Source organism: Ignavibacteriales bacterium, from assembly GCA_015709675.1.
In the GTDB taxonomy this organism is placed as follows: domain Bacteria; phylum Bacteroidota; class Ignavibacteria; order Ignavibacteriales; family Ignavibacteriaceae; genus H2-BAC3.
Window position 1 is genome coordinate 931,055 of sequence record CP054182.1, and the last position, 12,928, is coordinate 943,982.

8 protein-coding genes are annotated in these 12,928 nt (G+C 46.2%); 3 read left to right on the plus strand and 5 right to left on the minus strand.

Going from position 1 to position 12,928, the window contains the following annotated elements; translation table 11 throughout:
• Nucleotides 1-207: 207 nt before the first annotated feature.
• Nucleotides 208-3,189 (minus strand): T9SS type A sorting domain-containing protein, encoded by a 2,982-nt coding sequence (locus HRU80_03360; GenBank protein QOJ27960.1) that lies wholly within the window; start codon nucleotides 3,187-3,189, stop codon nucleotides 208-210.
• Nucleotides 3,190-3,754: 565 nt separating this feature from the next.
• A complete protein-coding gene (locus HRU80_03365) occupies nucleotides 3,755-4,261 on the minus strand; it encodes a GNAT family N-acetyltransferase (protein ID QOJ27961.1) in 507 nt (168 codons plus the stop codon).
• Between the two features lie 135 nt (nucleotides 4,262-4,396).
• Between HRU80_03365 and HRU80_03370 the strand changes: the two genes are divergently transcribed.
• The gene (locus HRU80_03370) at nucleotides 4,397-5,023 is read left to right on the plus strand and encodes a YceH family protein (GenBank protein QOJ27962.1); all 627 of its coding nucleotides are present in this window, start codon (nucleotides 4,397-4,399) and stop codon (nucleotides 5,021-5,023) included.
• 28 nt (nucleotides 5,024-5,051) lie between these two features.
• Here HRU80_03370 and HRU80_03375 read toward each other — a convergent pair whose 3' ends face one another.
• On the minus strand, nucleotides 5,052-6,527 hold the full coding sequence (locus HRU80_03375) for a radical SAM protein (GenBank protein ID QOJ27963.1): 1,476 nt from the start codon (nucleotides 6,525-6,527) through the stop codon (nucleotides 5,052-5,054).
• Nucleotides 6,528-6,659: 132 nt separating this feature from the next.
• Between HRU80_03375 and tsaA the strand changes: the two genes are divergently transcribed.
• Nucleotides 6,660-7,358 (plus strand): tRNA (N6-threonylcarbamoyladenosine(37)-N6)-methyltransferase TrmO, encoded by a 699-nt coding sequence (gene tsaA / locus HRU80_03380; GenBank protein ID QOJ27964.1) that lies wholly within the window; start codon nucleotides 6,660-6,662, stop codon nucleotides 7,356-7,358.
• A 187-nt stretch (nucleotides 7,359-7,545) separates the two neighbouring features.
• Here the strand turns inward: tsaA and HRU80_03385 are convergent, their stop codons facing one another.
• Nucleotides 7,546-9,381, minus strand: coding sequence for a T9SS type A sorting domain-containing protein (locus HRU80_03385; protein ID QOJ27965.1), 1,836 nt, complete (start codon nucleotides 9,379-9,381; stop codon nucleotides 7,546-7,548).
• Nucleotides 9,382-9,522: 141 nt separating this feature from the next.
• Here HRU80_03385 and HRU80_03390 point away from each other — a divergent pair, with 141 nt between their 5' ends.
• Nucleotides 9,523-11,004 carry a hypothetical protein gene (locus HRU80_03390; GenBank protein ID QOJ27966.1) on the plus strand — a complete coding sequence of 494 codons (1,482 nt, stop codon included), beginning with the start codon at nucleotides 9,523-9,525 and terminating at the stop codon, nucleotides 11,002-11,004.
• Between the two features lie 133 nt (nucleotides 11,005-11,137).
• Here the strand turns inward: HRU80_03390 and HRU80_03395 are convergent, their stop codons facing one another.
• Entirely contained in the window at nucleotides 11,138-12,829 is a 1,692-nt protein-coding gene (locus HRU80_03395) for an amidohydrolase (GenBank protein ID QOJ27967.1), read from the minus strand.
• Between the last annotated feature and the right edge of the window lie 99 nt (nucleotides 12,830-12,928).

Below are 12,928 nucleotides of genomic sequence, written 5' to 3' on the forward strand. Positions count from 1 at the left end.
GTCTTAGAATTATGAAGTATAAATTATGAAGTATGAATTTCGTTCTTCACAAACCCGTACAGACAGATGACAATCTGTCTCCAACAAGGCGGATTGAGTTTTAACGCAGAGTCCGCAAAGCTATGCGCCAAGTAACGCAGAGGTTAATAAAAAACTCACATTATTTTGGCGCTAAACAATTTTCAACTTTCAATTTTCAACTCTCAACTATTTCAGCAATGTCATCTTTCTGGTAATGCTGGTTCCGTTCCACTCTGCGCGATAGAAGTAGATGCCCGATGAAAATTCAGCGGCATTAAAGGTAATGGTATGTTCTCCGGCCTGCAGTACCTCATTTGTTAATGATCTTACTTTCTGTCCGAGGATGTTGTATATATTCAGTTTAACCAGACCCGCAGCCGGTATTGCAAATCGAATGGAAGTCTCCGGATTAAACGGATTCGGGTAATTCTGTGATAGTGAAAACTCTGCCGGAATAATTGCGGTGTTTTCTTCTATGGAAGTTGTATAATCAGTAAAGTTGCTGTTGTATATATGATAAGCGAAATCAGTTACTTCTTTTACTTTGCCAACTGAGGCGACAGGAGTATTCCCCCGCCCGATGACATAGGAAACAAGCAGTGTGACCGGCTTATTCTTTTCCATCCGGAATGGACCTGCTGTAAGCATATAACGCTGATCAAGCGGAGTAGTATTAAGCCAGCCGGTATTTAGATCCGGACTTCCGCTGTACATAAATTGGGGATTTATACTGCCGCAATCAGGCAGGGAACTCCCGTTGCCAAAATTCCAGGTACAGACATTTATCGGGTCGCCGTATTTATTCAGGCCGAGCTGATAATTCCGAAGCTGCTCAGGGGTATCAAATCCGCCTATTGTAGGATGAGAGCTGATTGACTGCATGAAAGAGCGTACCGGAGCGAAACCAGCTCCGCGATATGATTTCCTTCCTATAACCGAACCGTAGTTTACGATAAGTGAATCAAGAGGAGTATCCGTACCCTCATCATACATACCATTGCTGTTGACGTCTGTATAGGTAACACCGGGAACATAGGTAAACGGCCACTGCACAAAACTCTGCATAAATGCAGGAGGATTTGCACCGTATTGTGTATCTGATCCGTCATTGTAAACATAACCTCCGTCACGGGTTGGATCAGAGCCGATCAGGTCATCCTGATAGTCACCCAGATCAGGGTCAGTCATTACGGAAAAATATACATCATCAAGTGCATCATATGGTGATTTGTTGGTAATCGTGTACCTGACAAATGCAACCTCATTAAATCCATTTGTAGAAAGAGACTTCGAAAACACTGTCTGCGCAATCTGAATGCCAAGAGGGTTCTGACTGCTGAACAGACGCTGGGCTGCCGGTCTACCGTCATTAAATACTGCGAATGCGGTGTAGTCCCCGATAATCATCGGAGCATCCTCATTAGCATCCCACTGATTATTGCTGTTCAGATCAACGGGGTTATATATACCGTCATTGTCGCCGTCATAAAACTGGGCTCCGTTGGGTACTGCGAAACGGTAGCGCTGCCAGGCCTCACCAAACGGCTGGTCAGATGAACGGATGATAAAGATAGAGTTGCGGGGATCGGCCGGATCGCTGCCGACGATTCCGGACTGATAATCCTCAAGACGGCTGGCGGTAAACTCCCCGTTCGCCCAAACCTGTCCGGAAGCTTTACCGCTGAGGGCAAATCCTGCACTGAAAAGAAATGATTTACCGTCATACCATCCCGCGCGGGGGTTTGTGTTCCCTGCATCAGCGATGGAGCCGGTGTTATCAAAAGGAATAGTCATAAGACCCGCTTTGAGGGTATCAAAACGGATAAAATCGCCAATGGCAAAATATGCTGTTTTAACCGGTGAGGAAACCTGAAGGTCCGTGCTGTCGTTAACAATTATCTGCCAGGTAATGAGATCACCCGGAACAAAGCCGGGTATTGTATGGGAGTATATATAGTCACCTGCGATGGAATCGCTGAAAAGACCGAGATCATTTAGCGTCATTATCTCAAAAGCGCCGCCGTTTTTGTTTGCGCGGAGCTGAACTGATTTAAGGTTAGAATCGTCCGCTTTAACTCTTACGCGGAATTCATTTTGTGCCGCTCCCCCCTCGGTATAGGCAAAGTAGTTGTATAACACCGGCGGGGCGGGTTCATCATTGCCTTTTACCGGACCAATGTAGATGGCTTTTCCTGAACTGTCGCGGTTGCTCAGGAATGAAAAGTGACTGCCGTTGTATGACAGGTTAAAATAGCGGTCATCACTTTTGTACCGGGTTACCGGAACGGGGCTGCTGAACACAATACCTCCGTTTGCCGAGACGATTTTATATATATCGCGCTGATAGATGCCGGGATAGGGAGTTGCCGAAAGCGTCTCATAAAACAGGGAGAGGGTATCACCCCCTCCTTTATGATACTTCGGGCGAGCGGCAAACGGGAACCCGCTTACGTACGATACAGGATCTGACCAGCTCATGCCGCCATTAGTGCTGCGTATTCTGTACATGCCGGGATTAGCGGCACTGCTATAAGTGAGCGCGCAGATAAGTGTTCCGGCCGGATATTCAGCAACCACAGCGGAAGCTACACCCGCAAGTGAAACGTTGCCCACGGGGAACTCAGCCGACCAGGTGCCGCCGCTGTCTGAACTGATAATCATATATATCAGGCCGCTGCGGACGTAACTGTACAGAGCATTTCCGCCGGGGGTAATGGTAAAGGTGCCTTGCAGTGAGCTTCTTTTCTGCAATGTGGAGCTGCCGCAGGGGATCTGAGCGGGTTCAGACCAGGTCTGGCCGTTGTTGTCGGAATATGCGTAATAGTGGTAGTCGGTCCGCCATCCCACCATGATGCGCCCGCCGGGGAATTTTATTGCGGTTATGCCGTAAACCGTATCTAACGCGACCACTTCTTTGGTCTGCAGATACTCTGCGCCAGTCTGCCAGACGCCGTTTACCATTTTCTTATGGCCAATGGAACGTACACTCCCGGCCACATCATCGCTGAAGAAAAAATGTACTGTGCCGTCATTGCTTGTGATAACTGCCGAAGAAGAGATGAGATTGGCAATTTCAAGCCCTGGGACTTTGGTGATCTGCGGAAATGCGCATACTGAGAGGAAGAGGAACAGCATTATTCCCCTGAAAACAGGAATTTTGCTCATCATGGCGGTACCCTTTAAATAAGAACTTAAAAATTAAGGGAAAATAATGATAGATGCAACTGAATTCAGATCAGGAGAGGTTTCTCACGGTGCCTGTATAAAAGCCTCGATGAGCAGGGAAAATTTTTTCCCGCAAATGGCATGAGGCGAGGCTTTTTATGTCGCTCCTCCGGAGCTTTAATTGCAGGAGACGGTGCGGTGTTATTAATATTTCGTCCCTACGGGACCTTTCATACTGACAGATGACAATCTGTTTAACAATTATGAAGTATGAAGTATGAAGTATGAATTGTGAATGGTGAATTGTGAATGGTGAATTGTGAATGGTGAATTTTATCTTCTCTGATTTTGTACAGACAGACAGTTAATAATGTGTTTTCTCTAGTGAACAATTTCTATTTACAGAGTGGTTAATCCTGCATATCCTGTTCATCCTTTAATCGTGTTCCGCATCCTGATTGCACGCGGATTTTACGGATGCAGGCAGCGCGGATTTAAACGGATTGGAATGCGAGATGCAGTGAAAAATTTCTAACCACTTCCCCAATTGTACTTTGTACATTGTACATTAGTTCGTTACTTGTTTCGTTCCGATCAGGTGCATCACTTCTGTTTTTCCTATGGTGAAGGGTTCTTCGGCGGTGAAGCGGAAACCCTGCCGCTGATACCAGGTTTTGGATTTGTGATTATCCGACATCACGCCGAGCGAAAGATATATATATCCCCGCTTATGCGCGATATCATCAGCCATGGCAAGAAAGCGGCTTCCGATGCCGTTACCCTGAAACTGCGGAAGAATATAAAGGGAGACGATGTTAAGGCAGTCCGGCGGAAATCTGACGCGCATCCATCCGGCGGGAATCTGATTAGCCAGAACTAGACAGGACTGTGAATCAGGATCGAGCAGAATCTGCTGATACTTTTCCCTGCTGTATTCCTTTTCAAGATACCAGAGCAGATCCTCTTCCGGGACGAAATCACGGTAGGTATCCAGCCAGGTTACGCGCAGTATCTCATGGACCGCATCATAATCCGACATCAGCGAGGGACGGAACAGCAGATTTTCCTGTTTCACGCTCAATTACCTTTTAATGAAAAATACAAGATCGTAAAAAAATCCGGTTTTTTCTGTGAGTGATTCGACAAGCCGGAAAAAACTGGAAATCTCATTAAATTGGATTATGATAAATGAAATTCCCGGAAGAGAAATATGCATCTGCTGACAGAAGAACAGGTGAGGGTAATAGGAGCCCTTATTGAGAAAGAAAAAACCACCCCTGAGTATTATCCGCTATCAGTCAACTCGCTGACCAATGCCTGCAACCAGAAGAGCAGCCGTGAACCGGTGGTCAATTATACCGAGGAGCAGGTTCAGAAGGTTCTGCTTGAACTGCTGGATATTCCATTTGTCTGCAAGGTAACCTCAGCCGATCAGCGGGTGCCAAAGTATAAGCAGCTGTTTACCACGGCATTGGGTCTGACCACGGCGGAGAGTGCCATTATGGGGGTACTGATGCTCAGAGGGGCGCAGACCCCGGGGGAGATACGCTCGCGCAGCGGCAGATTGTATGAATTTTCATCCCTTGAGGAGGTTGAGTCGGTGATACATCAGCTTATCTCACGGGTGGAGCCACTGGCTGTAAAACTTCCCCGGCAGCCGGGCCGTGATGCACGCTATGCGCATCTGCTCAGCGGGATGCCGGAGATAAAGGAAACACCGCCTGCTGAAAAAGAGGACTCACAGCCGGATCTTATCCGTCAGATTGAGCAGCTCCGGCATGAACTGGATGAACTGAAAGAGCAGTTTGCCGAATTCAGGAAACAATTTGAATCCTGAATCCGGTAAGTCTGCTTTAGTCTTTAATTTAATTTGACTTGAAATTTTTCTTTGAGAAGGTAGTTTCAAGTTCTTTCCGGTTAAACACATTATAAGAACAGAAGGGCACCGTTTTACCGTCTGGGGTGGAGTAATGAATGCAGCAGCGGTCAATTTTTTCGCAGTCGTAGTTATACGGGTCGGAGGAATGCTCAAAACCTACCAGCAGAACATTGTCTTCATGGAAATTGATAATTGCTTTTTCAGATCCTTCAAGAAAAATCTCTGACATAATTTTTATCAGTTTAGAACTCATCTTGTAAGTATCTTTTCTGATAATCTTTGGCAGGGACTTAAAAAGTTCGGCTGCAATCTCAGTTTTTGAACCGGTCTTCAGATTATTAACAAAATTGCGCAGTTCTTCTAAATTGAGCAGACGGTTAAGCGAGATAAGCTGGTCATTGTGTTTTACGAAATAGGAAACTGTAAAACAGGCCGGATGAACTTTCAGGTCAACAATATCAGTACGCTTATGAATCCGCTTGAATGCCTCAAGAAAATCACGAATCCAGACGAGGGGATAAAAATCATCCTTGCTGATGGAGTTATTAAAACTGACTGAAAGCGATTGTATAGCATCTGCATTAGTAATGCGTTTTGCCAGTATGTCTTTATTCTTGATGTGACCAACAAAGCCGACCGGCTGGAAGAGAACACCTTTAATGATGTTAATGTTATTTGAAGCAAAACGGACGATATCACCAATCTGATGATCGTTTATGCCCTTTGCAATAGTCGGCACAAGAACAGTTACCGGATAGTCCACGGGTGAGTTGGAAATATTGTCCAGGGCCTGAAGTTTGGTTGCGAGCAGGTCAATGCCCCGAAGCGCTATATACGGCTCAGAGGTTACACCGTCAAACTGCAGATATATAATATCCACTTCAGCTTCAGCCAGTTGACGGTGATAATCCGGTTCGGCTGCAAGTCTTTTACCGTTTGTAGCAACGATGATAAATTTAAACCCCTTCTTTTTGGCCATACGGCAGAGGTCAAGAAAGTCTTTTCTGATAGTTGGTTCACCGCCGCTAAAAAGAATGATGGGGCAGGGGTTGTCACCTTGGAGGAGAGTATCCATCATGGCGTAAATGGTTTCAGCCGGTGGCTCATAAACATCTCTGGCTGAGTTGCAAGAGGCGAAACAAACTGTGCAGTCAAGATTGCACCTGTTTGTTACATCTATTATACCAATGCCCGGAGTACCGAAAGGGTTTTTTACCGGAGCGCTCTGTCGGGTAGTCTCCCCCAAATCTACTGCAAGCGGCTGGTTAATTTCTTCACCTCCCGTAAGCTCTTTCATCAGACGCTGATAGAGGGCTGCGTCGCCGTAATAGAGATCTTCAAAAGGTCCATGGTCAGGACATGTCTTAACCATAAACATCTTATCATCACGGCTGACAAGGTCAGCGGAAATCTGTTTTAAACAGACAGGGCAAAGCGAACGGGTCGTTCGTATAACGGACATTTCAACTCCTTAAGGTTTTAGAATGGAAATCCAGGTATTCCTTCTCAAACACACGCGGTGCAAACTTAACAAATATCCTATTAAAAAAAAATGATCTGGGTATCTTTGCACAGAAAAAAATGAAATAATATAATGGAAAAGAGCGTTATTATTAAACCGGTCGGATACGTCCGGTCGGATCTGAAAGAACGGTACGAAGCCCCAAGACAGGGGACAATGACCGCCGCAACCGGAGCGGTTATTGAACTTGAGCCCGGGTGCAATTTTGAGCAGGCGCTTACCGGTCTGGAGGGATTCAGTCATCTCTGGATTATCTATATTTTCCATAAAAACGACAGCTGGAAACCGATGGTCACACCCCCGCGCAACGGAGGTAAGAAGGTCGGGGTATTTGCTTCGCGTTCTCCTCACCGGCCAAACCGCACGGGGCTGAGCTGTGTGAAATATATAAAACATGAGGGGCTGAATATATATATCAGCGGATCGGATATGCTGGACGGGACACCTGTCTTGGATATTAAGCCGTATCTGCCTTACAGCGACTCATTCCCTGAAGCGGCAACGGGATGGGCGGGGGAACGGGTGCAGGTGAGTTATGAGATACGTGTTGCTCCCGGGGCAGCGGAACAGGCTGCGGTGATTAAAGAGAAAGAAGGACAGAATCTGCTCAATTACGCCCGCGTACAGCTTTCAGTTAATCCGGATGATGTGTCAAGAAAAAGGGTTTCTATTGTGGAGGGGAATCGGTATTGTTTGTCCTACCGCAAGTGGAGGATATATTATGAAGTGGATATCAATTCAGGAACAGTGCATGTATCTGAAATCAGGTAGCGTTGCCTTTCCGGAATTATTTAACGCAAAGTAAATAAAGTTTCCCCAAAGTCCCGCAGAGTTTTAATGATAAGCATAGCGGCAATTTCCCCTTTAGCAATCATCCTTAAAGTCTAATGCCAAGTATTCTTTAAACTCGTAGAGACACGCCGCGGCGTGTCTCTACAAAGCTTTGTTATGCTGCTGTTTACTTTAACAGCACCATTGCTTTTGTTACTGATTTGCCTGCAAAGCTGAGGCGGATATAATATACTCCGGAGGAGAGGCTGCGGCCTTCAAACGGTACTTCATAGGTGCCGGTGGTCTGAGAATCATTTACCAGCTGTATAACTTCACGCCCCACTGCATCGTAGACAGTGAGCCGGACCTGTCCGCTTTCCTGAAGATGGTAGCGGATAATGGTCTGTGAGTTAAACGGATTCGGGTAGTTCTGTTCAAGAGAAAAACTCAGAGGCAGATCTGTGTGCCTGATGGAAGTCGGCTCACCCCTATATATAATCCGGAACGCATCAGCGGCAACCAGGCCGTTGCCGGTATCGCTCACGGTTATGGAAACCGGCCCGCTGCCTGACTGTGATATATTCGTAAGAAAGCGCCATTCACCGTTTCCAATTTTCTGATTCACGGCTTTCTGCACGGTCTGTCCCCCTGCCGTGATGGTAAAGCGGGCATCAGATGCAAAAACAGAGCCCGTCGGCCACCAGCCGTATATATCGTAACTTCCTGCTTCAAGATTTTCAGTTGCAAAGGTAACCGGCCCGCTTCCGGTACCGGGCGATGCGTAAAGATAATCAGCCCCGAAGTAATTGGTACCTGCCGTATCACTTCCCCAGAAGGAGGGAACTCCGGCGTTGTCAAGTATAAGATGTCTCGGATGAGAAAGTTCCAGATATTCAGCCAGTGCGTAAACAGAACGCTCTCCAAGATACTCCAGATTCTCATCGGTGACCACGGCTCCTGATGAATAGTAATCATATGGAGTTTCGTACGTAAGCGCCATGGTTTTATCACCCCAGTTGCGCCACTGCCATCCTTCAGGAAAAGTCATGGAAAGATTGGAGAAACGGTAGTCACTGTAAACAAAATAAGGATTGTCTGATATATTCAGATTGGAAAACTGCATCTCCCTCTTAAAGAAGTAGGGAGAAGTTGAAACCGCGGTATGTATCCAGAAGGTGCAGTATGGTGATGCCTGTGAGTGCAGGTTCAGAAATACTTTAAGGACATTGACCTGATTAACCGACTGCATATATTGTTTCAGAATTCTCACCTCTTTGCTTGTGAGGGAATCAACGCGGTTCCAGTCTGACTCAACATCAACGCCGTCAAAGTTTGTGCGGGAGCGGCCGTAATATACTCCGTCCGGATTGGTGAACGGAATCATGTGGAAAATCAGATTCTTCAGGTAATGCTTTGTTACATCATTTCCGCTCAGGAGAGTTTTCATCATTCCTTCAAAATGCACCGAAGTAGGAGTTTCACTCGGATGAGTGCGGGCGTGAACCCAGACAGTCTGTTTGAGTGAGTCGGGCACTGAAGGGTCGGTAACAACCATAACATACATCGGAAGGCCGCGCAGGGTGTGGCCAAGTGTATCGAGTGTTACTGCGGGATGTGATGCCCATTCGGCAACCCGGCTCCGGAGATGAGTGAGTGTGTAAGGCGTATAGTATGATACATATACAGTATCGTAGGGAAATGTCTTCTGAAATGAACTGCTTCCGGGGCTTTCAGCCAGGGTGAATCGCTGCCAGGTCTGATTGTCGTAGGAGTACATCGCCCGCTTAACATCACTGTTGGAAACCCGTACTTTAATGAATTTATCCTTGATTCCGGTAATCCGGAAATAAAACCATCTGCCGCCAATATCCTGCTTTGTAGTGACTGTCCAGTTAACTGAATCAGTGGTGGAAACAGTATTGATATTTCCGCTTTCGAAGTTTGCGTCAAAGCGGATCTGGGCGAATATTGATGATGATAAAAGAATAACGGCGAAAGCCAGAATGTGCCGGTGAGAGGTCATGGATAAGAGCCAGAAGAAAAATGAAACATTATGCTAAAATAGCCAAAAAAGAGTGAAATTTGTGTAATTTTCGGCAGTAAATGTGCCATATCCCTCACTCCGGGAACGCGGCTTTTCCTTACAGTAACAATCATAAGTCCAATGAAATATCTGATTCTTATTCTCCTTGCAGCTGCCTCTGTTTATCCGCAGCGTCTGCTGACCCCGTTTGAAAAATCGGGTTTTTCAAAAAGCACCTCGCATGAAGAGATGCTGCAGTTTATCAGCGAAGTATCCCTGCAGAAAAGAACCATAAGAACGGATTATATAGCAGAATCTGTGCAGGGAAGAAAAATTCCGGTGGTGAAATTTTCTGCGGCTGAATTCGGCACTGATAATAGCAAACTGAAGATACTGATTTTTTCTCAGCAGCACGGGAATGAACCTTCCGGAAAAGAAGGAATGCTGATGCTGCTTGCCGATATGGCGGAAGGGAAGCTTGATTATATACTCCCACAAGCCGATCTTGCGGTTATTCCGATGATGAATCCCGACGGCAATGAAGCATACACTCGCCGCAACGGGAACAATGCCGATCTGAACCGCGATCATCTGATTATGATGCAGCCGGAAACACAAGGACTGCATCAGTTTTATAATAAGCACCAGTTTGAGGTGAATATGGATGTGCATGAATACTCCCCCTATTCACAGAGCTGGACGGAATTCGGCTATCTGAAAAACTCCGAGGTAACCGTGGGCACACTTACCAACATGAATATACCAGAGGAAATGAGAGCTTATCAGTTAACGGTATATATGCCGTATATTAAACAGTATATATCAGCGCAGGGATTTTCATTTGAGGAGTATCTGCCGGGAGGTCCGCCAGAAAAGGAGCTAATTCGCCGCAGCACGTACGACATTAACGATGGTCGTCAGAGTATTGGCTCTCTTGGTGCGTTTTCTTTTATTCAGGAAGGGATGAACGGACGTGATCAACTTGATAATCTTGAAAGAAGAGCAAATGGTCAGCATGCGGGGGTGAGAGGATTTCTTATGTTCGCCATTAAAAATAAAAATCAGATAAAAAATCTTGTTGAGAATGGAAGAAAATCTTTAATCGCCGGCAAGCCCGATTCAGTTGCCGTGCAAATGACCCATGCCCTTACGGGGGAAACAAGAACCATGGCTCTGCTTTCAGTTTCAACCGGAGCTGATACGCAGGTAACGGTTACGAATTACCGCCCGGTGGTGCAGTCACGCCATAGTGTTGCAAAACCAAAAGGATATCTTATTCCCGCAGATGATGAGAAACTGGTATCGTGGACGGAGCGTCACGGTTTTACAAAAGAGAAGTATGTACCGAGGAAGGCAGATATCATCAGTGCTTATACAATAACCGGAATTGATTCGATTGATTTTGAGGGAGATATAGTAGCTGATGCAGTAACGAAGAGCAATGAGGTGAAGTCCGCGGATCTAAAAAAAGAATACTGGCTGCTGACAACAAATCAGCTTGCGGGGAATGTGATAGCGCAGGCGCTTGAGCCAAAATCAGAAATAGGGCTGGTGACCTATAAGGCGTTTGAGTATTTGCTGGTGAAGGGTGAAGAATATCCTGTTCTGAGATTAGAGCGGTAAACAGTTACTAATCTTTTATTTTGCACTTGCGGATACGCGCCGCAGCGTGTCTCTACACAGCCGTTGTCACTCTGAAGGTAAAATAATACTGAAGAGCAATATATATTACTAATTACTAACTGCTAATTACTAATTACTGATTGCTATATATTATTTTTCCCCGGAACATGGTCATCACCATCTTTGCGTAGGTGATTTCATCCGCTGGAATGGTAAAAAGATTTTTATCCAGTATTATCAGATCTGCTGATTTACCCGGTTCGATTGATCCGGCTATTTTTTCCCACCCGCTTGCATAAGCTGCATTAATGGTATAGCTTCGTATCATCTGTTCTATGGTTGCGGATTCTTCAGGCCAGAGCGGGGTCATGGATGCATCTGATCCGGGCTCTTTTCTGGTGATGCCTGTCTGAATTGCCACGAGGGGGTTGGGAGGTATGGTTACCGGATAATCGCTTGAAGAGGCAACATTCACTCCATTGTCAAAAAAACTTTTTAACGGATACTCCCGGTCAGCGCGTTCCTTACCCAGATAGGGAACCTGTATATCATGGTAATACTCATCTTTTATGAACCAGAAAGGCTGAACGGCAGCAGTTACATTCAGCTCCTTAAAACGGGGTATATCAGAAGCACGCACCAGCTGAAGATGCGTTATCAGGTTACGGGTATCAGTGTTGCCTGAAATTTTCCGTGCATACGCAAATGCATCCAGCGCGGCTGTGATGGCTGCATCACCGATCGCATGAACATGAATACCGAAGCCGGCTTCTTCCAGTCCGGCGCACAGGTTTTTAAGACTGTCAAGATTGCAGAGCAGTTCTCCGCGGTTTGCCGGAAGATGGTTATAGGCTTCGTGCAGAAAAGCGGTACTTCCTTCCACTACTCCGTCAGCGAAAATCTTGGCATAACGGGCTGAAAAAAGTTCACCACGGTCACGGCTGCGCTCAGCAGTCAGATGCTCTATCCACTGCCGGCCGGAGTCTGGTTCTATATATAAGGCAGCGGTGACGCGCATATTGAGTTTTCCGTCAGCTTCAAGTTTGCGGTATACTTCCGGTTCGATGCTGCCTGCGTCAATTGAGGCTTCATGAACACCGGTGATGCCAAATTCAGCGGCCATTTTCTGAAATTTAATTAATCCGTCATACATCAGCTCAAAAGAAGGAGGGGGAATAATGCCGGATACAAGACCTGCGGCTGACTCCCGGAGTGTTCCGGTCGGTTCACCCGATTCAGGGTCAAGTTCGATGATACCTCCTGCCGGGGCCGGAGTTAAATTTGTGATGCCGGCCAGTTCCAATGCTTTTTTATTAACCCAGCGTGAGTGGCCGTCTTCAGATGCAAGTACTACCGGGATATGGCTGATAATTTCATCTAGATATGTATGGGCTGGTCCGGTTTTCGGAAACATGGTGTTGCTCCATCCGCGGCCTTTGATATATGCAGCCCCGGGATGTCTGTAATAATATTCCTTAAGAGCATCCTGAATTTCCTTAACTGATTTCAGGCCGTAGAGATTAAGCTCGAAGAAATGTTTAAAGGCGCTGATTGAGTGGGCGTGGCTGTCAATAAAACCAGGGAGCAGAAGTTTTCCCTCCAGGCTAATTATCTGAGTGCTTTCTCCCTTATATTGCAAAACAACCTCATCACTCCCCGTGATCAGAATTTTGCCGTCTTTGACCGCAACCGCAGAGTGAACACTCCCGGCGGAATCAGCGGTGTATATATAACCTTTATGGAAAATCAGGTCTGCTGCCGGCTGAGCCCCGGCCAGACCAGTAAGAAGAAAAAAGACAAGTGTATAAAGAAAAAGGTAACGCATTGTAATATTTGGTGTTACATAGATAGAACCGAGGTTTTATCAGAGTATTCCTGATAACCTGCCACGAATTTCACGAATTTACACGAATGGAACAAATAA

What these genes read in the sequence shown, in the direction of transcription:
- HRU80_03360 (QOJ27960.1), bottom strand. Translation starts at nt 3,189, where the DNA reads ATGATGAGCAAAATTCCTGTTTTCAGGGGAATAATGCTGTTCCTCTTC.
- HRU80_03370 (QOJ27962.1), top strand. Translation starts at nt 4,397, where the DNA reads ATGCATCTGCTGACAGAAGAACAGGTGAGGGTAATAGGAGCCCTTATT.
- HRU80_03375 (QOJ27963.1), bottom strand. Translation starts at nt 6,527, where the DNA reads ATGTCCGTTATACGAACGACCCGTTCGCTTTGCCCTGTCTGTTTAAAA.
- tsaA (QOJ27964.1), top strand. Translation starts at nt 6,660, where the DNA reads ATGGAAAAGAGCGTTATTATTAAACCGGTCGGATACGTCCGGTCGGAT.
- HRU80_03385 (QOJ27965.1), bottom strand. Translation starts at nt 9,381, where the DNA reads ATGACCTCTCACCGGCACATTCTGGCTTTCGCCGTTATTCTTTTATCA.
- HRU80_03390 (QOJ27966.1), top strand. Translation starts at nt 9,523, where the DNA reads ATGAAATATCTGATTCTTATTCTCCTTGCAGCTGCCTCTGTTTATCCG.
- HRU80_03395 (QOJ27967.1), bottom strand. Translation starts at nt 12,829, where the DNA reads ATGCGTTACCTTTTTCTTTATACACTTGTCTTTTTTCTTCTTACTGGT.